The 21,153-nt window shown below is 67.1% G+C and carries 22 protein-coding genes; 17 read left to right on the forward strand and 5 right to left on the reverse strand.

The window, feature by feature from the left end; all coding sequences use genetic code 11:
• The first annotated feature begins 13 nt into the window (after positions 1 to 13).
• The 17 genes from LZ585_RS02605 to LZ585_RS02685 all read left to right on the forward strand — a co-directional run bounded on the left by LZ585_RS02605 (position 14) and on the right by LZ585_RS02685 (position 15,391).
• A complete protein-coding gene (locus tag LZ585_RS02605) occupies positions 14 to 823 on the forward strand; it encodes a DUF58 domain-containing protein (RefSeq protein WP_234854906.1) in 810 nt (269 codons plus the stop codon).
• Positions 820 to 1,158 (forward strand): hypothetical protein, encoded by a 339-nt coding sequence (locus LZ585_RS02610; protein WP_234854907.1) that lies wholly within the window; start codon positions 820 to 822, stop codon positions 1,156 to 1,158. Before LZ585_RS02605 ends, LZ585_RS02610 begins: the two co-directional genes overlap by 4 nt.
• Positions 1,155 to 2,102, forward strand: coding sequence for a VWA domain-containing protein (locus tag LZ585_RS02615; RefSeq protein WP_234854908.1), 948 nt, complete (start codon positions 1,155 to 1,157; stop codon positions 2,100 to 2,102). Before LZ585_RS02610 ends, LZ585_RS02615 begins: the two co-directional genes overlap by 4 nt.
• Entirely contained in the window at positions 2,090 to 2,989 is a 900-nt protein-coding gene (locus tag LZ585_RS02620; RefSeq protein ID WP_234854909.1) for a vWA domain-containing protein, read from the forward strand. The genes LZ585_RS02615 and LZ585_RS02620 overlap by 13 nt, the downstream gene beginning before the upstream one ends.
• A complete protein-coding gene (locus tag LZ585_RS02625; RefSeq protein WP_234854910.1) occupies positions 2,986 to 3,600 on the forward strand; it encodes a hypothetical protein in 615 nt (204 codons plus the stop codon). Before LZ585_RS02620 ends, LZ585_RS02625 begins: the two co-directional genes overlap by 4 nt.
• Positions 3,594 to 4,751 carry a hypothetical protein gene (locus LZ585_RS02630; RefSeq protein WP_234854911.1) on the forward strand — a complete coding sequence of 386 codons (1,158 nt, stop codon included), beginning with the start codon at positions 3,594 to 3,596 and terminating at the stop codon, positions 4,749 to 4,751. The genes LZ585_RS02625 and LZ585_RS02630 overlap by 7 nt, the downstream gene beginning before the upstream one ends.
• Before the next feature lie 93 nt (positions 4,752 to 4,844).
• Positions 4,845 to 6,443, forward strand: coding sequence for an ABC transporter substrate-binding protein (locus tag LZ585_RS02635; RefSeq protein WP_234854912.1), 1,599 nt, complete (start codon positions 4,845 to 4,847; stop codon positions 6,441 to 6,443).
• Positions 6,444 to 6,536: 93 nt separating this feature from the next.
• The gene (locus LZ585_RS02640; protein ID WP_256445660.1) at positions 6,537 to 7,529 is read left to right on the forward strand and encodes an ABC transporter permease; all 993 of its coding nucleotides are present in this window, start codon (positions 6,537 to 6,539) and stop codon (positions 7,527 to 7,529) included.
• Entirely contained in the window at positions 7,526 to 8,431 is a 906-nt protein-coding gene (gene nikC / locus LZ585_RS02645) for a nickel transporter permease (protein WP_234854913.1), read from the forward strand. Before LZ585_RS02640 ends, nikC begins: the two co-directional genes overlap by 4 nt.
• Positions 8,428 to 9,306, forward strand: coding sequence for an ABC transporter ATP-binding protein (locus LZ585_RS02650; protein WP_234854914.1), 879 nt, complete (start codon positions 8,428 to 8,430; stop codon positions 9,304 to 9,306). The genes nikC and LZ585_RS02650 overlap by 4 nt, the downstream gene beginning before the upstream one ends.
• A 70-nt stretch (positions 9,307 to 9,376) precedes the next feature.
• Entirely contained in the window at positions 9,377 to 10,129 is a 753-nt protein-coding gene (locus tag LZ585_RS02655; RefSeq protein ID WP_234854915.1) for an ABC transporter ATP-binding protein, read from the forward strand.
• Between the two features lie 61 nt (positions 10,130 to 10,190).
• Positions 10,191 to 11,249 carry an aldo/keto reductase gene (locus LZ585_RS02660; RefSeq protein WP_234854916.1) on the forward strand — a complete coding sequence of 353 codons (1,059 nt, stop codon included), beginning with the start codon at positions 10,191 to 10,193 and terminating at the stop codon, positions 11,247 to 11,249.
• 57 nt (positions 11,250 to 11,306) lie between these two features.
• Positions 11,307 to 12,224, forward strand: coding sequence for a DnaJ C-terminal domain-containing protein (locus LZ585_RS02665; RefSeq protein ID WP_234854917.1), 918 nt, complete (start codon positions 11,307 to 11,309; stop codon positions 12,222 to 12,224).
• A gap of 1 nt (position 12,225) precedes the next feature.
• Positions 12,226 to 12,573 (forward strand): hypothetical protein, encoded by a 348-nt coding sequence (locus tag LZ585_RS02670; RefSeq protein WP_234854918.1) that lies wholly within the window; start codon positions 12,226 to 12,228, stop codon positions 12,571 to 12,573.
• An 80-nt stretch (positions 12,574 to 12,653) separates the two neighbouring features.
• On the forward strand, positions 12,654 to 14,024 hold the full coding sequence (locus LZ585_RS02675; RefSeq protein ID WP_234855727.1) for an MATE family efflux transporter: 1,371 nt from the start codon (positions 12,654 to 12,656) through the stop codon (positions 14,022 to 14,024).
• Positions 14,025 to 14,051: 27 nt separating this feature from the next.
• Positions 14,052 to 14,288 (forward strand): Lrp/AsnC ligand binding domain-containing protein, encoded by a 237-nt coding sequence (locus LZ585_RS02680; protein ID WP_234854919.1) that lies wholly within the window; start codon positions 14,052 to 14,054, stop codon positions 14,286 to 14,288.
• Positions 14,288 to 15,391: a pyridoxal phosphate-dependent aminotransferase gene (locus tag LZ585_RS02685; protein ID WP_234854920.1), complete on the forward strand. Its 1,104-nt coding sequence runs from the start codon at positions 14,288 to 14,290 to the stop codon at positions 15,389 to 15,391. Before LZ585_RS02680 ends, LZ585_RS02685 begins: the two co-directional genes overlap by 1 nt.
• On the opposite strand, the gene LZ585_RS02690 is transcribed toward LZ585_RS02685, so the two are convergent.
• The 5 genes from LZ585_RS02690 to LZ585_RS02710 form a co-directional block, all read right to left on the reverse strand.
• Complete coding sequence (locus LZ585_RS02690; protein WP_234854921.1) at positions 15,378 to 15,701, reverse strand: DnaJ family domain-containing protein; 324 nt, start codon at positions 15,699 to 15,701, stop codon at positions 15,378 to 15,380. The two genes, LZ585_RS02685 and LZ585_RS02690, sit on opposite strands and share 14 nt — an antisense overlap.
• A gap of 65 nt (positions 15,702 to 15,766) precedes the next feature.
• Positions 15,767 to 18,856: a valine--tRNA ligase gene (locus LZ585_RS02695; RefSeq protein ID WP_234854922.1), complete on the reverse strand. Its 3,090-nt coding sequence runs from the start codon at positions 18,854 to 18,856 to the stop codon at positions 15,767 to 15,769.
• A gap of 73 nt (positions 18,857 to 18,929) precedes the next feature.
• Positions 18,930 to 19,571 (reverse strand): glutathione S-transferase family protein, encoded by a 642-nt coding sequence (locus tag LZ585_RS02700; protein ID WP_234854923.1) that lies wholly within the window; start codon positions 19,569 to 19,571, stop codon positions 18,930 to 18,932.
• On the reverse strand, positions 19,568 to 20,356 hold the full coding sequence (locus LZ585_RS02705; protein ID WP_234854924.1) for a VOC family protein: 789 nt from the start codon (positions 20,354 to 20,356) through the stop codon (positions 19,568 to 19,570). Before LZ585_RS02705 ends, LZ585_RS02700 begins: the two co-directional genes overlap by 4 nt.
• 5 nt (positions 20,357 to 20,361) lie before the next feature.
• A complete protein-coding gene (locus LZ585_RS02710) occupies positions 20,362 to 21,081 on the reverse strand; it encodes a DUF1428 domain-containing protein (protein ID WP_234854925.1) in 720 nt (239 codons plus the stop codon).
• Between the last annotated feature and the right edge of the window lie 72 nt (positions 21,082 to 21,153).

A 21,153-nucleotide genomic window follows, 5' to 3' on the forward strand; every position in this document is an offset into this window, starting at 1 on the left:
CTTGCCTGCCGGCTTGCCTGACGCGCCGGGGATCCGCCTGACCGTGGCCGAACTGCTGGCCCTGCGCGACCAGGCCCCCGGCCGGGGAAAGCACCGACCCCTGACCCGCCGGGCAGGCGCCGTTCCCGCGCGGATGCCGGGCGCGGGCATGGATCTGCGCGAAATCCGCGCCTATGTCCCGGGCGACGATCCCCGGCGGCTAGACCCGGCGGCGACGGCACGCACCGGCCATCCCCATATCCGCAGCCTGCACGAGGATCGCGACGACACGATCCTGCTGCTGGCCGATTTCCGCGCGCCGATGCTGTGGGGCACGGGCGCGGCCCTGCGGTCTGTGCGCGCGGCACGGCATCTGGCGCAGGCCGGCTGGACGGTCGCGGGGCGCGGCGGATCGGTGGCGGCGCTGATGGCGGGCGGGCGGCTGGCCGAACTGCGCGGATCGGGCGGCGACGGGCATATGGCGGCTGTCTGCCAGGCCCTTGCGCGCCAGCATGACCAAGCCCTGTCGGCCCCAGGCCACGCGCCCTTGTCCGAAGCCCTGGCCCGCGGCATGCGCTTGTCGCCTTCGGGCGGGCGGGTGCTGGTCGCCACCTGCCTGGACGGCCTCGCGGGCGCGGAACCTGCCCTGGCGGAACTGGCCCGGCGCCGGTCGGTCACCCTGGCCCTGATGCTGGACGATGCCGAGACGCTGCCCCCCCAGGGGCCGCTGGCGGTCAGCGACGGTCGGCACAGCCGCATTGTCCGATTAGCGGTTCCCGACATGACAGCGGATTTGGCACGCCTGCGCGCCCTTGGCCTTGCTGTGGCCGAGGTTGCGCCATGACGCACGAGGATCTTCTGGCCCACCTGTCCCCGCCGCGCCTGCCCCTGGACATGGCGGCGCTTGGCTGGTCGGAAATGCTGGCCTTGGCCGGGTTGGGCCTGATGGCCGGTCTGATCGCGGCCCTGCTGTTGCGCCCGGTCCTGGGCCGCAAGCCGTCGCGGCGCGGCCTGATCCAGGCCACGCGCGGATTGCCGCCGCAGGATCGCATCCTGGCCATCGCCCGCATCCTTGGCCGTCTGCCCGACCCCCTGCGCGCCGCTGCCTATGGCGCCGCGCCTGCCCCGGACGATGCCGCCATCGAACGGGCGGCCCTGCGCCGGACCCGCCGGGGATGAGCCTCGCCTGGCCCTGGCTGCTTTTGCTGTTACCCCTGCCGTTGCTGGTCCGGCGCCTGATGCCGCCCCTGGCCGTGCCCCGGCCCGCGCTGACCTTGCCCGCGCATCTTCTGCACGGCGCCCGCCCGGCAGGGGTTGCGCGACTGCGGGGACCGTGGCTGGCCGGGCTGGCCTGGGTTGCCCTGGTCATCGCCCTGGCGGGTCCGCGCATCGAGGTTGCCAGCGACGTGATCCCCGCATCGGGACGCGACATCGTGCTGGTCATGGATTTGTCGGGCAGCATGCTGAAAGAGGATTTCTTCCTGGACGACCAGCCCGTCACCCGCCTGGAGGCGGTCAAGCGCACCGCATCGGCCTTTGTCGCGGCGCGGCGGGGCGACCGGGTCGGGCTGGTGATCTTTGGCGAACGCGCCTATTTCGCCGCCCCCCTGACCTTTGACGTAGAGGCCGTCGCCCGCGCGATAGACGAGGCGCAGATCGGCATATCGGGTCGCGGCACGGCCATTTCCGACGGGCTGGGCCTTGCCGCCAAGCGCCTGTCGCGCAGCGATGCGCCCACGCGGGTGATCGTGCTGATGTCGGATGGGGTGGACACCTCGGGCACGGTTCCTGCGGTCGAGGCCGCGCGCCTGGCCCACGGCCATGGCATCCGCGTGCATTCCATCGCCCTTGGCCCCGAGGATCTGGAAAACCAGCCGGACTCGCGCGACGCGGTGGATGTCGCGACCCTGCGGGCCGTGGCCCAGGTCGCCCAGGGCGAAAGCTTCCGCGTCCGCGATACCGCCGATTTGCAGGCGGTGGCGCAAAGCCTGGACCGGTTGGAACCGAACCCTTCGGCCCGCCCGCCGATGCGGTTGTGGCAGCCCTTGTGGATCTGGCCCGCCATCGTCGCCGCGCTGTGCCTGGCCCTGATTGCAGGGGGGCGGCGCGGATGGACGGGCTGATCCTGCTGCGCCCCTTGTGGCTGCTGGCGCTGTTGCCGCTGGCGGGGCTTGCCCTGCTGCGGGTGGCGCGCAGCCCCGATGCGGGGGGGTGGGAACGGGTCATGGGCCACGATATGCTGCGGGCGATGCAGGTTTTGGGGGCCTTGGGCGGACGGCAGCCGTTGTGGATGCGGCTGCTGGCGCCACTGGCCCTGGCGGCCCTGATCCTGGGCCTTGCGGGACCGGCCTTGCCGCGCACCGACGCGCCCGTGCTGGCGCAGGCCGATGCGGTGGTGCTGGCAATGGACTTGTCGCCCTCTGTCGCGCAGGGGCCGGGGCTGGATCAGGCCAAGCTGGCGGCGGCGGGCCTGGCCCAAGGCCTGTCGGGCCGCCCCGTAGGCCTTGTGCTGTTTTCGGGCGAGGCGTTCACGGCCACCGCGCCCACGCTGGACGTGGGCAGCCTGCAAACCCAGATCGGCGTTCTGGACGGGGACACCATGCCTGCGGCAGGCAGCCGCCCGGCGGCGGCGATGGGGATGGCGGGCCAGATGCTGGCCGGTCTGCCCCGTGCCGATCTGGTGCTGATTTCCGACGGCGGCGGCGTCGATGCCCAGGCCATGGCCGAGGCCGACCGGCTGGCGGGGCAAGGCGTCCGCCTGTGGGCGCTGCGCCTGACGGATCTGGCCCCGGACGCGCCCGCGCCGCCCGCCGATGCCCTGGGCCGGCTTGTGCGGGGGGGCGAAGTCATGGACTGGGACCGGATGGACCGCCTGGCCGGACAACTGGTGCGCAGCGGCGGATCGGTCCGCGATCCCGTCCTGCAGGCCCTGCAATACCGCGATCTTGGGCCATGGCTGGCGCTGCTGGTCCTGCCCTCCCTGCTGGTCATGCTGAGGAGGCTGGAATGAGGCCCCTGCTGATCGCCCTGGCCGGTCTTGCCGCCCTGGCCGTCGCCGGGCCGGGGGCGCTTGGGCGGCTGGCGCTGCACGCAGGGCTGGACCGCCCGGCTGCGTGGCTGTTGCCGGACCCGGCGGCGCGGGGGGTGGCGTTGTATCGGCTGGGCGAATTTCCCGCAGCGGATGCGGCCTTTGCCAAGGCGGGCCGGTCGCAGACCTATAACCGGGGGCTGTCCCTGGCGGCGGTGGGGGATTACGCGCTGTCGGTCGCCTATTTCGACGCGATGCTGTTTGCCAATCCCGCCGACGAACAGGCGCGGCAGAACCGCGATCTGGTGGCCGCGATGTATCCGCCGCACCAGGGCGATTCCGTCGTGCCGGGCCGGATCAAGGGGGCAGGGGGCCTGCCCCCCGGCGAGGTGCCGATCTCGGAACTGCTGGCCAATGGATCGGGGCCCGAATGGGAAAAGCGTCTGGACGCCAAGGGCCTTGCCGCGACCGATCAATGGCTGGACGCGATCACCGACGATCCGGGCGAATTCCTCAAGCTGCGCATCCACGCCGAATTCGACCGCCGCGCGCAACTGGGCTTGATCCGCCCGAAAGAAGGCGACCCATGGTGATCCGCATTCTCCTAGCTTGGGCGATGCTGGCGGGCGCGGCCCTGGCGCAGGGCGACACCCGCCTGATGATCCTGCACGACCACGGCGCCCCGGTCGTGTCGGAAATGGTCGAACTGACCATTCGCGGCGAATACGACCTGACCGTATCCCTGGAGGACATGGAGTTCCCGAACTCGCCCGACTACGACTGGATCCAGGTCGCGCGGGACGATTGGCACAAGGAACGGGTGAACGGGCGGCTGCTGCAAATCTTTGAACGCAAGGTGGCGCTGTTTCCCCGCCGCGACGGCCCCTTGGCGGTGGGTCCGGTCAGCCACAAGCTGACCTATGTCCTGGACAACGGCCAACGGGCGGAAACCACCGTCACGGCCCCGCCGATCAGCCTTGCGGTCAGGCCCTTCCCAGCGGATGCCCCGCCCCTGTCCGCGCGGCAACTGACCCTGACGGACGAATTGTCCGCCGAACCCGGGCGGTTGAAAAAGGACGAAATCCTGACCCGCCGCGTCACGGTCGAGGCTTTGGGCACCTTGTCCCATCACCTGCCTGCGCGCCCCGACCTGTCGGAACCCTGGCTGATCCTGTTCAGCCAGCCAGAGATCCGCGAAACCGTCCTGACCGAGGCCGGTCCGGTCGCGCGCGTCGTCTGGGAATGGCAGTTGCGCCCCCGGACCGGCGAACCCGCCATCCTTCATGCCGAGGCGACTTCTTGGTTCGACACCGACAGCCGCCAGGTCGAGGTCGCGCCGCTGAAGCCCATCCCCTTTGGCTTCGTGGGCTTCGGATCGAATTTCGGCGCGTCCGACCAGGTGGCTTGGCGCAACTGGCCCCTTGCCGCCGCGGCCCTGGGCGGGGGCATGGCCGCATCCCTTGCCCTGATGCTGCAAGGACGGGGCCTGATGCCCCTTGCGGGGATCCGCAGGCGCATCCGCCGCCGGCTGCCCGGTCCCCATGCGCGGGCCATGCACCGCGCGGCGGTCGCGGGGGATCTGCCCGCCCTGCGCGCTGCGGCGGACCGGCACCTGCGCTGGCGGGGCCAGCCCGCGCCCCCGATCATGGCCGATCTGGACCGACAGCTTTTCGCAAGCGCGCCCCCGGGCTTTGACGCCCGCCGCTGGCTGGCCGGGTTTCGCCGGATGTTGCGGCAGGCCTGATCATCAAAGACTTGCCAGCCGCCCGGGCTTGGGCCACCTTTCACGTCATGCAACCCGCACCCAAGGCGGGGCCGACAAGAACAGGGAACCACCATGAAACACCTTCTGACCCCGCGCGCCATCCTGCTGGCCTCGGCCCTGGCGATCGCGCCTGCGGCCTGGGCGGAAACCCCCGCCGACACGCTGGTCGTGGCCGCCGCCATCGACGACATCATCAGCCTGGATCCGGCCCAGAGCTTTGAATTTTCCGGCAACGACGTGAACCAGAACACCTATGACCGGCTTGTCGATTTCGACCCGCTGGACATGGAGGCGGGCTTCAAGCCGTCGCTTGCCGAAAGCTGGGAAGTCAGCGAAGACGGCCTGTCCATCACCTTCAAGATGCGCGAAGGCGTCACCTTCCATTCCGGCAACCCGGTGCGCGCCGAGGATGCCGCATGGTCGCTGCACCGCGCGGTCAAGCTGGACAAGACCCCGGCCTTCATCCTGACCCAGTTCGGCTTCACGGCCGACAATGTGGAAGAAAAGATCACCTTCGACGACACGACCCTGACGCTGCACATGGACAAGCCCTATGCGCCGACCTTCGTGCTGAACTGCCTGACTGCCAACATCGCCAGCGTGGTGGACAAGGAAACCGTCATGGCCAATGCCGAGGGCGAGGATCTGGGCAACACCTGGCTGAACACCAACGAGGCGGGTTCCGGCCCCTTTGTCCTGGCCGGCTGGCGCCCGAACGAGGCCGTGCAGTTCACCGCCTATGAAGATTACTATCAGGGCGCGCCCGCGATGAAGCGCGTGGTGGTCCGCAACGTCGCCGAATCCAGCGCGCAGCGCCTGCTGCTGGAACAGGGCGACATTGACGCCGCCCGCAACCTGTCGCCGACCGACGTGGAATCCATCGGCGCTGTCGAGGGCGTGAAGATCCAGGACGAGCCGCGCGGCCGGATCCTGTACATGGGCCTCAACCAGAAGGATCCGGTCCTGTCGAACCCCCAGGTCATCGAGGCGATGAAGCATCTGGTCGATTACGACGGCATCGCCAACAGCTTCCTGAAAGGCACCTTCGTGCCGCACCAGTCGATCCTGCCCAAGGGATATCTGGGCGCCCTGGAGGATCTGCCCTGGACCTATGACGTCGCCAAGGCCAAGGCCCTGATCGACGAGGCGGGAATGTCCGGCAAGACCATCACCACCAAGGTCCGCGACCTGCGCGAATATGTGGATGTGGCCCAAGCCCTGCAAGCCTCCATGGCCGAGGCCGGGCTGACCCTGGAAATCCAGCAGATGACCGGCGCGCAGGTCCTGGACGCCTATCGCGCCCGCGACGTGCCGATCTTCCTGGGCGAATGGGGACCGGACTATTCCGACCCCAACACCAATGCCGCGACCTTCGCCTATAACCCCGACAACAGCGACGAGGCGCAGGCGACCGGCCTTCTGGCTTGGCGCAACGCCTATGCCGTGCCCGAGGCAATGAACGAGGCCACGGTGGCCGCCACCCTGGAACAGGACGGCGACAAGCGCGCCCAGATGTATCTGGACATCCAGAAGCAGTACCAGGCCGAGGCCCCGATCGTGCCCTTGTTCCAGCGGGTCGAGAATACCGGGCTGCGCGAGAATGTGCAGAACTGGAATTCCGGCGGGTCCGTGACTTCGGTCATGTATCGGCAGGTGACGAAGGGCGAATAGGCCTTGGCCCTGACCGATACCGTTGGCCGGGGGGCGGGCTTGCCCCCCGCGCCCAACCACCGCGCCGCCGCACGCCGCCGCCGCGCGCGCAGCATCGGCGGCACGCTTCTGTCCCTGGTCCTGACCATGCTCGGCCTGTTGCTGATCACCTTCATCATCGGGCGGGTCATGCCCATCGACCCTGTCCTGAAGGTTGTGGGCGACCGCGCATCCCAGGCGCAATACGACGCGGCCTATCAGGCCATGGGGCTGGACCGTCCGCTGTATGTGCAGTTCGCGCGCTATCTGGGCGATGTGCTGACGGGGGATTTCGGGCGGTCGATCTCCACTGGGCAACTGGTCGTTGACGACATCAAGCGCGTCTTCCCCGCCACGTTCGAGCTGGCAACCCTGGGCACCCTGATCGGCGTGCTGATCGGCGTGCCGCTGGGCGTGATCGCCGCCGCGCGCCGGGGCGGGATCATCGACCAGGTGGCGCGGGTGGTGGCGCTTGTCGGGTACTCCATGCCGATCTTCTGGCTGGGCCTGATGGGGCTGCTGGTCTTCTATGGCATCCTCGGCTGGGTCGGGGGGCCGGGGCGGCAGGGCATTATCTATGACGGGATGGTGCCCACCGTGACGGGGCTGATCCTGGTCGATTCGCTGATTGCGGGCGATTGGGGCGCGTTCCAGGACGCGTTTTCGCACATCATCCTGCCCGCCAGCCTGCTGGGCTATTTCAGCCTGGCCTATATCAGCCGCATGACCCGCAGCTTCATGCTGGAACAGCTGTCCGCCGAATACATCACCACCGCCCGCGTCAAGGGCCTGTCCGAACGCGCGGTGATCTGGCGGCACGCCTTCCGCAACATCCGCATCCCCCTGATCACGGTGATTGCGCTGTCCTTCGGGTCGCTGCTGGAAGGATCCGTCCTGACCGAGATCATCTTCAGCTGGCCCGGCCTTGGCCAATACATCACCAAGGCCCTGCTGTCCGGGGACATGAACGCGGTCCTTGGCGGCACTGTGGTGGTGGGCACCTGCTTCGTGGCCCTGAACCTTTTCAGCGACATCCTGTATCGCGTGCTGGACCCGAGGTCGAAATGAACCAGTCCAGACGCGAATGGCTTTTGTCCGACGCGCCCCAGACCCGACGCCAGGCGCGGATGGGTGCCTTCTATCAGGGCTGGCTGACTTTCGGGGGTAACAAGCTGGCGATGCTAGGGCTGATCGTGCTGGTGCTTCTGATCGGCATGGCCGTGTTCGCCCCGTGGCTGGCCCCGCAAAGCCCCTTCGCGCAGGATCTGGCCGGGCGGCTGCAACCCCCGTCCGCGGAACACTGGCTGGGCACCGACGCGCTTGGCCGCGACATCTTGTCGCGGCTGATCCATGGGTCGCGGATCACGCTGTTCATCGTCGGCACCGTGGCATTGATCGCGCCGATCATCGGGCTGTTCATCGGCACGGTCGCGGGCTTCGCCGGCGGCTGGGTGGACCAGGTGCTGATGCGGATCACCGACATCTTCCTGGCCTTCCCCAAGCTGATCCTGGCCCTGGCCTTTGTCGCGGCCCTGGGCGCCAGCATCACCAATGCGGTGCTGGCCCTGGCCCTGACCGCATGGCCCCCCTATGCCCGCCTTGCGCGGGCGGAAACGCTAACCATCCGCCATGCCGATTTCATCGCAGCCGCGCGCCTGCAAGGGGCGGGTCCGCTGAGGCTGCTCATCAAGCATATCTGGCCGCTCTGTGTGTCGTCGCTGATCGTGCGCGTGGCGCTGGACATGGCGGGGATCATCCTGTCAGCGGCGGGGCTTGGCTTCCTGGGCCTTGGCGCGCAGCCGCCGATGCCGGAATGGGGGGCGATGATTTCCGACGGCCGGACCTATATCCTGGATTTCTGGTGGGTGGCCGCCATGCCGGGGATCGCGATCTTCATCGTCTCGATGGCCTTCAACCTTCTGGGTGACGGATTGCGCGACGTGCTGGACCCAAAGGAGGCCAAGGAATGACGCTTTTGTCCGTCCGGAACCTGCGCGTGACTTTCCCCACCCGCCAGGGCACCTTCGAGGCCGTGCGCGGCGTCAGCTTCGACCTGGGCCGCGAACGGCTGGGGGTCGTCGGCGAATCCGGGTCGGGAAAGTCCATGACCGGCCGCGCGATCCTAGGCTTGGTCCGCCCGCCCGGCCGTGTCACAGCCGACCGGATGGAGCTTGAGGGCCAGTCGATCCTGAACCAACCGGAACGCCGGATGCGCAAGATCCGGGGCAGGCGGATCAGCATGGTCATGCAGGATCCCAAGTTCAGCCTGAACCCGGTGATGACCATCGGCGACCAGATCGTCGAGGCTTACCGCCTGCACGCGGGCGGCAACCGCGCGGCAGCCCGCCAGAAGGCGCTGGACATGCTGGCCGCCGTCCAGATCCGCGATCCCGAACGGGTCATGGGCGCCTATCCGCACGAGGTGTCGGGCGGCATGGGCCAGCGGATCATGATCGCCATGATGCTGGCCCCCGACCCCGAGATCCTGATCGCCGACGAACCGACCAGCGCCTTGGACGTATCCGTCCGCACCGAGGTTCTGAACATCATGGACTTGCTGGTCCGCGACCGGGGCATGGGCCTGATCTTCATCAGCCACGACCTGAATCTTGTGGCGCAGTTCTGCGACCGGGTGCTGATCATGTATGCGGGCCGGATCGTGGAAACCTTGGCCGCTCGCGACCTGCACCAGGCCCGCCACCCCTATACCCGGGGCCTGCTGAACAGCCTCCCGCGCCTGGACGCCCCCCAGGAACGCCTGCCCGTGCTGCAACGCCAGGACAGCTGGCGCGACGGCGACATGATCACCGAAAGCTTGGAAACCGAATTTCCGGGGGGTCTGTGATGCTTCTTCTTCACGCAAATATCCCACGGGGGCGCGGGGGTGTGAAACCCCCGCTGCAACGGTGCCGCCCATGCTGAGGGTCGAAAACCTGAACGTTTGGTTCGGCTTCGAACCCGACCGCGTCGATGCGGTCCGGGACGTCGGCTTCACTGTCGCGCAGGGCGAAAGCTTCGGGCTTGTCGGCGAATCCGGCAGCGGCAAATCCACCATCCTGCGCGCCATTGCCGGGCTGATCGACACCTGGTCGGGAACCATTGCGGTCGCAGGCCAGCCGCTGGCCGCGCGCAAGCGCGACCGGGCCTTCTACAAGACCGTGCAGATGGTCTTCCAGGATCCCTATGCCAGCCTGCATCCGCGCCATTCGGTCGATGCGGTGCTGTCGGAAACCCTGCGCCTGCAAGGCATGGACGATATCGACCGCCGGATCGCCCGCCTTCTGGACGACGTGGGCCTGGGACGCGGCTTCCGCTTTCGCTATCCGCACCAGCTTTCGGGCGGGCAGCGCCAGCGGGTCGCCATCGCCCGCGCCTTGGCCGCCGAACCGCGCCTGCTGCTGCTGGACGAGCCGACCAGTGCGCTGGATGTCAGCGTCCAGGCGGAAATCCTGAACCTGCTGTCCGACCTGCGCGCCGAACACGGTCTGACCTATGTCATGGTCAGCCACGACCTGGCCGTGGTGGGCCATATGTGCGACCGGCTGGCCGTCATGCAGGGCGGCCGCATTGTCGAGGTGATGGGCGTCGATGCCCTGCGCCAGGGCACCGCGCAGCAGGATTATACCCGCCAGTTGATCGCCGCGTCCCAGGGCTATGCCCGCGCCTGAACCGGCTTGCGCCCGGAAACGCCATAGCTAACGTGCGCGCGAACGGACGAAAGGAACCACCATGAAGCGCGTGACACTGGGCGGCAGCGATGTCGAGGTCAGCGGGATCTGCCTCGGCACCATGACCTTTGGCAACCAGACCCCCGAGGCCGGGGGCCATGCCCAGATGGACCGCGCCCTGGACACGGGCATCACCTTTTTCGACACGGCGGAAATGTATCCCGTCAATCCCGTGCGGCGCGAAACCATCGGCTTGACCGAAACCATTGTCGGCAACTGGCTGGCGCGGACCGGCAATCGCGACCGCGTGGAACTTGCCACCAAGATCACCGGGCCCAGCCAGATGGTCCGCGACGGCGCCCCTTATGACGGGGCCATCGTGGCCGCGGCCATCGACGGATCCCTGAGGCGGCTGCAGACAGACCGCATCGACTTGTATCAACTGCACTGGCCCGTCCGGGGCAGCTATGCCTTTCGCCAGAACTGGACCTACGATCCCTCGAAACAGTGGAAACAGCAGACGCTGGACCACATGGCCAGTGTTCTGGGCGCATTGTCCGATGCGCAAACGGCAGGCAAGATCCGCGCCGTGGGCCTGTCGAACGAATCCGCCTGGGGCCTGACCCGCTGGTGCGACGTGGCAGACCGCCTAGACGCCCCGCGCATGGCCGCGATCCAGAACGAATACTCGCTGCTGTATCGCCTTTTCGACACCGACGGGGCCGAGGTTGCAGTGAACGAGGATGTGACGCTGCTGTCCTATTCGCCGCTGGCCGCGGGCCTGCTGTCGGGCAAGTATTCGAACGGCGCGGTGCCGGAAGGCAGCCGGGCGGCGGCGGACAAGGCCAGCGGCGGCCTGGGGAACCTGGGCGGGCGCAAGACGCCGCAGGGGATTGCCGCGACCGAGGCGTATCACAAGCTGGCTGCCGATCATGGCTGGGACGCCATCCACATGGCGATCGCCTGGCAACTGACGCGGCCCTTCAGGGTGATCCCGATCATCGGGGCCACGCGGATGGACCAGCTTGACCATCTGGTCGCGGGCCTGGGCAAACCCTTGCCCGACGATCTGAAAAAAGCCATCGACCGGCTGCACAAGCTGCATCCGCTGCCCTATTGATGAAACGCGCAGGGCGCCTATCTTGTTGATCGCAGGCGATGAAATGGGGGACGGGACATGGCGGGCGATCCGTACGAGGCCTTGGGACTGACAAAATCGGCGACGGATGCCGAGATCAAGAAGGCTTATCGCAGGATTGCCAAGTCGGACCATCCCGACCTGAACCCTGATCCCGCCGCCATGGCCCGGTTCAAGGCCGCGTCCGCCGCCTATGACCTGCTGAAGGATCCCGAACAGCGCCGCCAGTTCGACGCAGGCAAGATCGACGCCCAGGGCCAGGAACGCGCGCAGCGCCGCCCCTGGCGCGACCATGCCGAGGCTGCGGGCAACCCTTATGCCCGCAGCTATGGCTTCGAATCCGATCCCGACCTGTCGGATGTGTTTGCGGACCTGTTCGGGCGGCGCGGCCGTCAGCGCGGCCCCGAGGATCCGCGCGATTTCCATGTCAGGGGGCAGGATTACCGCTTTTCGCTTTCCGTCGATTTCCTGACAGCCGTCAAGGGCGGCAAGACCCGCATCACCCTGCCAGAAGGCGGCGATCTTGAGGTGACGATCCCCAAGGGCACCCGCGACGGCCAGACCATCCGGTTGAAGGGCAAGGGGGGCCATGGGCTGGGCCAGGGCGGGCCGGGCGACGCTTACCTGACGATCAGCGTGGCCCCGCATCCCGATTTCCGGCGCGAAGGCGACGACATCCTGCTGACCCTGCCCATCGGCCTGGACGAGGCGGTCCTGGGTGGCAAGGTCGCGGTTCCCACCATCGACGGGCCGGTCAACCTGACGGTCCCCCGGGGCGCCACCACGGGGCAAAAGCTGCGGCTGCGCGGACGCGGCATCAATGGCGGCGATCAGCAGGTGGAACTGAAGATCGTCATGCCGCCACGGGTGGACGACGACTTGGCCCGGTTCTTCGAAGGCTGGCGCAGGGACCATGCCTATGACCCGCGAGCCGGGATGAAGGCAGGGGAAAAATGACATGACCCGCCATTTTTCGGAAACCGAAGCGATTGCGATCCTGGACGGGCTCGATCCCCGGCGCCTGCAAGGCTTTGTCGCGGCCCATGTCGTGAACCCGGTCGTCACCGCCCAGGGCGCCGCCTTCACCGAGGCCGATCTGGCGCGCCTGCAACTGCTTTGCGACCTGAGCGATGTTTATGACCTGCCCGACGACGTGCTGGGCATGGTGATGTCGCTGATCGACCAGTTGAACACGGCGCGCGGCGATATGCGCGCGCTGATCCAGGCGGTCGCGACCGAACCCGACGAGGTGCGCGGCCGCATCATGGCCCATGTCCGCAGCGTCAGGGTCATCGGCAAGGGCTGACGGCAGTTTCAACAAGGCCAGGGAACTGCCTGCACGACTTGCAGATTGTGCAGCGGTGCCTGTCGCGCTATGGCGAAATCATGTCCCGCTTCGTTCCCCATATCGCCGCGACCCTGTCGCTGGGCCTGCCGCTGATCGGCAGCCATCTGGCACGCATGGGCATCCATGTCAGCGATACGGTGATGCTGGGCTGGTACGGGGTCGATGCGCTGGCGGCCCTGGTGATCGCAACCTCGATGATCCACATCCTGTTCTTTCTGGGCATGGGCTATGGCACCGGCGTGATGGGCCTGATCGCCACCGCCATCGCGCGCGGCGATGAAACCGAGGTTCGCCGCGCCGCCCGCATGGCGCTGTGGCTGTCGGCGATCCATGCGGTCCTGTGCCTGCCCTTGTTCTGGTTTTCCGGGCCGATCCTTCTGGCGCTTGGCCAGACGGAAACGGTTGCCGCCTTGGCGCAGGATTTCCTGCGCATCGCGGGCTGGGGCCTGCTGCCGATGCTGGGTGCCCTGGCGCTCAATTCCTATCTGGCGGCGCTGGAACGGGCGCAGGTGGTGATGTGGGTGACGCTGGCCGGGCTGCCGGTAAATATCGCGCTGATCTGGCTGCTGACATTCGGCAACGCGGGCTTTCCCGAGCTGGGCGTGCGCGGCGCGGCCATCGCCAGCGTGACCGTCCAGACCCTGCAACTTGTCGTGCTGGTGATCTATGCCCGCTGGCTGCCTGCCACGCGCAAATACCACCTGTTCCAGCGGTTCTGGAAGCCGGACGGCCAGGCCATGCGCCAGGTGTTCCGCCTGGGCTGGCCCATCGGCCTGACCATGGTGGCCGAGGGGGGGCTGTTCGTCGGATCGAACCTGATGATGGGCTGGATCGGCACGCAGGAACTGGCAGCCCACGGGATCGCGCTGCAAATCTGCTCGATCACCTTCATGGTGCATCTGGGCCTGTCGAATGCCGCCACGGTGCGCGTGGGACAGGCCAAGGGCCGCGGCGATGCCGCCTGGATGCGGGACGCGGCGCTGACCGTCACGGCCCTGTCGCTGGTCTTTGCCGCGCTTGCGATCACCATCTACCTGCTGTTTGGCGAAGGATTGGTGCGGCTTTACCTTGACCCCGCCGATCCGCGCGGGCCTGCCATCGTGGCGCTTGGCGCGGCGCTGCTGGTCTATGCGGCGCTGTTCCAGCTGACCGATGCCTTCCAGGTCATCGCGCTTGGATTCCTGCGCGGGGTGCATGACACGCGCGTGCCGATGTGGATCGCGGGCTTCAGCTATTGGGTGATAGGGATGCCGGTCGCCTGGGGCTTGGCCTTCCCCCTGGGCTTCGGCCCTGCCGGGCTGTGGCTGGGCCTATGCATTGGGCTGACAGTGGCCGCCGTGCTGCTGATGGCGCGCTTTTGGCGGGGACACGCGCACGGGGTCTGGACCGGTCCGGCACTCGCGGTCTAACCTGCGCCCGATTGTAGAGGAGAGCCCATGCGACCCGTCTTTGTTCAGTTCCGCTGCGAGCCTGGCAAGACCTATCAGGTCGCCGAGGCCATCTACGACCGCGAGGTCGTGTCCGAGCTTTATTCCACCTCGGGCGATTACGACCTGATCGCCAAGGTCTATATCCCGGAAGACGAGGATGTCGGCCGCTTCCTGTCGGACAAGCTGTTCGACATTCCCCATATCAGCCGCACCCTGACGACCATGACCTTTCGCGCCTTCTGATGGTTCGCCTTGCCCCGATCGCCGCAAACCTGCCCGCGACCGTGCCGTTTGTCGGCCCCGAAACGCTGGAACGGCAGGCTGGCCGCCCCTTTGCCGCGCGACTGGGGGCCAACGAGAATGGCTTCGGTCCCAGCCCGCGCGCCGTGGCGGCAATGCAGGCGGCGGCCGGTGAGGTCTGGAAATACGCTGACCCGACCAGCCATGACCTGACCCACGCCCTTGCCGCGCATCATGGCGTCCAGGCCTGCAACATCATCGTGGGCGAGGGGATCGACGCACTGTTGGGCCTGCTGGTGCGGCTGACCGTCGCGCCAGGGGATGTCGTGGTCACGTCGGACGGGGCTTATCCCACGTTCAATTTCCACGTCGCGGGTTTTGGCGGCGTCCTGGACAAGGTGCCTTATCGCAACGACGCCGAGGATCCCCAAGCCCTGCTGGCCCGCGCCCGGCAGACCGGGGCCAAGCTGGTCTATCTGGCCAATCCCGACAACCCGATGGGAAGCTGGCATGACGGCACGGCGATAACCGCGATGCTGGACGGGCTTGCACCCGATGCGCTGCTGGTGCTGGACGAGGCCTATGCCGAATTCGCCCCCGCCTCCGCCATTCCGAAGATCGCGGCCGACGATCCCCGCGTGATCCGGATGCGCACCTTTTCCAAGGCCTATGGCATGGCGGGTGCCCGGGTGGGCTGCGCCATCGGCCACCCGGATCTGATCGCCGCCTTTGACCGGGTGCGCAACCATTTCGGGATGAACCGCACCAGCCAGATCGGCGCGCTTGCCGCCCTGGCGGATCAGGACTGGCTGGCGCAGGCGGTTGCAGAAGTGGACCGGGCGCGCGGCCGGATCGCAGCCATTGCCGCCGACAACGGCATGACCGCCCTGCCATCCGCGACCAATTTCGTCGCCGTGGATACCGGCCGCGACGGCGCCTTTGCCCGCCGCTTGGTCGATGCGCTTGCAACGGAAGGGGTCTTCATCCGAATGCCCGGCACGGCGCCCCTGAACCGCTGCATCCGCATCAGCTGTGCGCCAGATCCCGAATTGGATATCCTGGCCACGGCGCTGCCCCAAGCGATCCAGTCGATCACTCGCGCATAAAGCGGCGGCGCGCTTCTTCGGCGATGGCTTGGCGCATCTGAAGCCGCGCAATCTCGGCCAGCAGGGCCGCGCGTTCCGGACCTTCGGGCAGGGTGGCCAGCCGCTGTTGCGCGGCGATGACCTGCTTTTTCAGAACGATCTCCTCGGGCAGGACGCCCGCCTGTGCCATGATGCGAAAGCCTACTGCCGTGCCGTCCTCGCCCGCCGGGCGATAGGGCAAAGGCTTGCCTTCGCCTTCAAGGCCCGAGAGTTTCCCCTCGGCCCTGGCCTTCAGCATCATCCTCTCGGCGATCCGTTCAAGCCAGCCCATCGCCCCACCCCCGGCCTCCGGTCGAAAACCCCGCCGATCCCCAAGGGCCACCGGCAGGGGCGGGTTCACATTGCGGCAAGCTGCGCAAGCGCCGCCCTCAGCCGCGACAGGTCGTCGTCGAGCGCTACCAGCTTGTCGCGGGTTTCCTCGATCACCTCGGCTTCGGCATTCTCAACGAATTTCGGATTGCCCAACCGCTTGCGCAACCCGTCTGCATCCTTTTCGGATTTCGCCAGCGACTTTTGCAGCCGCGAGGTTTCCGCAGCCACGTCGATCACCTCGCCGATTGGCAGCGCAAAGCTGGCCCCTTGGGCCGCGACCGCGATCATGCCGCGTCCCGCCGCGCCATCAGCCGGCGCATTCACGCGGGCCAGGCGTTCTATCAAGGGCGCATTGGCGGCAAGCGCCGCACGGGCCGGGGCATCGGCCTCGGTCACGATTAGATCCAGCTTGGCGCCCGCCGGGACGCCCATCTGGGCACGGGCCGACCGGACTGCTTCGATCAGGGCGATGATCCAGTTCATCTGGCGGTCGGCATCGGCGTCGATCAATTCGGCGCCATAGGCGGGCCATTCGCCATGGACCAGCATCTTCGACCGGTCTCCGGTCAGCGCCCACAGCTCCTCGGTCACGAAGGGCATGATCGGATGCAGCAGCAGATAGCACTGGTCCAGAACCCAGCCCATCGTGGCGCGGGTCTCGTCAGCGTGGTCGCCGTCGAACAGGGGCTTGGCGAATTCGACATACCAGTCGCAGACCTTGCCCCAGACAAAGGCATAAAGCCCGTTCGCCGCATCGTTGAAGCGATAGGTCGCAAGCGCGTCATCGGTGGCGATGCGGATCCGCGCCACCTCGCCGATGATCCAGCGGTTCACAGTGTGCCGGGGCTGCGGCAGCGTGCCGCCGCCGCGAACGCCGTTCATCTCGGCAAAGCGGGTGGCGTTCCAGATCTTGGTGACGAAGTTGCGCGCCCCTTCGACGTGCTTCGGTCCCAGCTTGGGGTCGCGGCCCATCGCGGCCATGCCGGTCAGCGTCATGCGCAAGGCGTCGGCGCCATATTCGTCGATCAGCGACAGCGGGTCGATGACGTTGCCTTTCGACTTCGACATCTTGGCGCCCTTTTCGTCGCGCACAAGGCCGTGGACATAGACCGTCCGGAAGGGCACGTCGCCCGCCACCTCAAGCTGCATCATCATCATCCGGGCGACCCAGAAGAAGATGATGTCAAAGCCCGTGACCAGCACGTCTGTCGGGAAATACCGGCGCAGTTCCGGCGTGTCCTCGGGCCAGCCCAGCGTGCCCAAAGGCCAAAGGCCCGACGAAAACCAGGTGTCCAGCACGTCCGGGTCGCGCCAGACGGGATAGACCAGCCGGGTCGGATCCTGGGTCAGGTTGTAATCGGCCAACCCCTTGGTGAAGGCGTCGATGGCGGCCTCGCGGTCGGTGCATTCGACGATGCAGGCGATTTCCAGGGGCTGGGGCAGTCCTGCGATCGCGTCGCGGAACTGTTCGGCCACATCGGGGAAACTGGCGGCGGCGTGGTGGATTTCGCCGCGATGAACCAGGCCTTCCTCCAGCAGCGCGAAGATTTCCACGTTGTCCAATGCGCCGTCGCGGTCGTCATCCACCTGGCCTTCGGGCGACAGATCCAGGCCATACCAGACCGGGATCTGATGCCCCCACCAAAGCTGGCGGGAAATCGTCCAAGGCTCGATATTCTCAAGCCAGTTGAAATACACCTTCTTGTGCTGTTCCGGCAGGATCTCGGTCCGGCCCGTGCGCACGGCATCAAGCGCAGGACCCACGATGCGGGCGGTGTCCACGAACCATTGGTCGGTCAGCATCGGCTCGATCACCACGCCGGACCGGTCGCCAAAGGGCTGCATGATCGGCTTGGCATCGACCAGGGGGCGGCGTTCCAGATGTTCGGCGCCCGTATCCTTGTCGATTTCCTTGTGCAGCCAGGTGACGGACAGCCGTTCTGCATTGATCTGGTCAACCACCCGCCGCCGCGCCTCGAGCCGGTCAAGGCCGCGCAGATCCTCGGGCACCAGGTTCACGTCGGACACGTCCCCCACATCCTCGCCCCGCGCGGCGCGGGTCGCGATGGCGGCGCTGTCGGCATAGGACAGCCCGTCCGCGCGCATCGCGCCCTTGCTGTCCATCAGCGCGTACAGCGGGATGTTGTTGCGCATCGCCACGCCATAGTCGTTGAAGTCATGCGCGCCGGTGATCTTGACCGCGCCCGACCCGAAATTCGGATCGGGATATTCGTCCGTGATGATCGGGATCAGGCGGCGGTGTTCCTTTGGCCCCACCGGAATCTCGCACAGCTTGCCGACGATGGGGGCATAGCGGGCATCGTCGGGATGGACCGCCACCGCGCCGTCGCCCAGCATCGTCTCGGGCCGGGTCGTCGCAATGGAGATATAGTCGCGCACCTCGCGCAGCGTGACGTTCCCGTCGGCGTCCCGTTCGACATATTCATAGGTTTCGCCGCCCGCCAGCGGATACTTGAAATGCCACATATGGCCGGGAACCTCGCGGTTCTCGACTTCCAGGTCGCTGATCGCGGTTTCGAAATGGGGATCCCAGTTCACCAGCCGCTTGCCGCGATAAATGATGCCCTTGTTGTAAAGATCCACAAAGACCCGTATCACCGCGTCGTGGAAATTGCCTTCCTCGCCCGCAGGCGCGCCGGGGGCGCCCGACATGGTGAAGGCATTGCGCGACCAGTCGCAGGATGCGCCAAGCCGCTTCAACTGGTTGATGATCGTGTCGCCGGATTCCCCCTTCCACCGCCAGATCTCGTCGGTGAAGTCCTTGCGGTCCCAGTCGCGGCGGGGCGGCTTGCCCTCGGATGCCAGCTTGCGTTCCACGACCATTTGGGTCGCGATGCCCGCATGGTCCTGGCCCGGCTGCCACAGCGTGTCAAAGCCGCGCATCCGGTGCCAGCGAACCAGGATATCCTGCAGCGTGTTGTTGAAGGCATGGCCGATATGCAGGCTGCCGGTGACGTTCGGGGGCGGGATCATCACGGTGAATGTTTCCGCGCGCCGGGCATTGGCACCCGCCGCAAATGCGTTCCGACGTTCCCATTCCGCGCCGATCCGCGCCTCGGCGGCGGTGGCGTCAAAGCTTTTGTCCATGCTCATCTTGGCAGATCCCCTTCGCTTGGAAACGGGATTAGCGAAAGCAGGGGCAAAGGCCAAGGGTTACGGCATGGACCTATGCCGGGGATCGTTTCTCGTCCGCGGCGCGCCAATGGGCCAGATGGTCGGCAAGCGCCTTGCGAAAGGCCGGGCGGTCGGTGGCACGTTCCGCATAGGCCGCAAGGCCGTGCAGGTCGTCCAGCAGCCCGTTCTGCGCCGGGATGCGCAGGATGTCGGCCATCAGCAGGTCGGCCACGGTAAAGCCGTCCCCCATCAACCAGTCCTTCCCGCCCAGGGCCGCCTGCAACTGGCCCAGCCGCTGGCGCAGCAAGGGTTCGCGCCGGGCGGCGCCAGCCTCGTCCTTGTCAAAGAACTTGGGAATGATCCAGGCCATGGCAAAGGGTTCGACGCTGTTCAGCGCGGCGATCAGCCATTGCTGCACCTGCGGGCGCTGCGCATCCGGCATCAGAACCGTGCCTTCGGACAGATGCAGCAGGATCGCGCCCGATTCGAACAGGGTCAGGTCGCCTTCGCGGATGAACGGCACCTGCGCAAAGGGCTGCCGTGCGATGTGATCGGGCGATTTTTCCCGCAGCGGCACGGTTTCGACCTGATAGGGCCGCCCCAATTCCTCGAGCAGCCAGCGGACGCGGATGTCGCGCACAAAGCCGCGCGGGAAATCCGGCACCCAGTCATAGGTGGTCAGGACCAGGGTCATTCCGTTGTCTCCAACGGGCCGACCACGGCGAACCAGGCGCCCTGCGGATCCGTGGCCACCGCAATATGGGCGCCGCCCGGAACCGGGGTCGGCCCGTTCTGGACAGTGCCCCCTGCGTGGCGAATGCGCCCCACCGCGTCATTGACGCCGTTGACCCCGAAATAGGCCAGCCAGCAAGGCCGGGGCGCGTTGCCCAGGCCCATCATGCCGCCGATGTCCCCGCCGTCATGGCGGAACAGCTGGTATGTGCCCATCGCGCCCATGTCCATGGCCTCGCCCGCCGTCCAGCCGAAAACCCCGGCATAAAAGGCAAGGCCCGCCGCCGGGTCGCTGGACATCAACTCGGTCCAGTTGGCGTGCCCGGCCTTTTGCTGGTCGAAGGCCTGCGTTGCACGGCCATCGTCCATCGGCAGGGGCGCGAGGATGCCGAAAGCCGCGCCCTGGGGGTCCGCGGCCACGGCAAAGCGCCCGGTGCCGGGGATGTCGGCGGGTTCGCGGAATATCCGCCCGCCCGCCGCGCGGATATCGGCGGCCGCCCGGTCCGCGTCATCGACCCCGAAATACAGCGTCCATGCCGGCGGCATCCCGGAAACATCGTCCGGCATCTCCATCAGCCCCGCCACCATGCCGCCATCGGTGCTAGCAAGGCGATAGGTGAACCCCGCCATCCCGCTGTCGGCGACCCGCCAGCCCAGCACCGAGGCATAGAACTCGCCCGCCGCCGCCAGTTGCCCGTGCGCGGTCGCAAGTTCGAACCACACGGGATGGCCATGTATCCTTGCCATGGTCCTTACCCCCTGCTGTCGAAGACCGGCGTGAAACCGCCCCAGAACATCCGCATCCCGTCAAAGGGCATATCCGGCATATCCTGGCCCTCCATCTCGGATTCCATCTTGCGGGCCGCCTCGTCGCAGGTCGCGCGGTCGGGCCATTCGATCCAGGCAAAAACGGGCACCTCGCCCTCTCTTGCATCGGCGGCACGATAAAAGTCGGTCTGCTTGCCACGGGGCACATCGGCGCCCCAGCATTCGGCCTGATAAAGGGCGCCCATCCGCTGGAACATGGCGCTCGCGCTGTTGGCCATGTCGATATAGGCCTGCTTGCTGGTCTCGGGCGCGGCGAGGACAAAGCCCTGGACATAGCTGCCGGGCCTGCTTTCGCCCACCTGAACGACCGGGTCGAAGCCGCCCCAGAACATGCGCTTTCCGTCGAACGGCATTTCTGGCATCTCGGGCAGGTCGCTGCCGTCCTCCATGCTGGCCCAGGCCGCGTCGCAGGTTTCCCTGTCAGGCCATTCGACCCAGGAAAACAGCGGCACCTCGTCCTTCCGGGCCTGGGTCGCGCGATAGAAATCGGTCTGCTTGCCGTGCCGCACATCCGTGCCCCAGCATTCCACCATGCGCAGCGCGCCGCGTTCTTGAAACCAAGGCCAGCCTGCCTTGGCATGGGCGATGAACGCGTCTTTGTTGGCGGCAGGGACGGCTGCAACGAAACCGGAAACATAGGTCATGGGAACTCCTCCGCTCTGGGCATCGCGGCCCCGAATGCGACTCAGCGTCGCAGTTGCAGTATTAAAAAGCAA

Source organism: Paracoccus everestensis (assembly GCF_021491915.1).
GTDB classification, from domain to species: Bacteria; Pseudomonadota; Alphaproteobacteria; order Rhodobacterales; family Rhodobacteraceae; genus Paracoccus; species Paracoccus everestensis.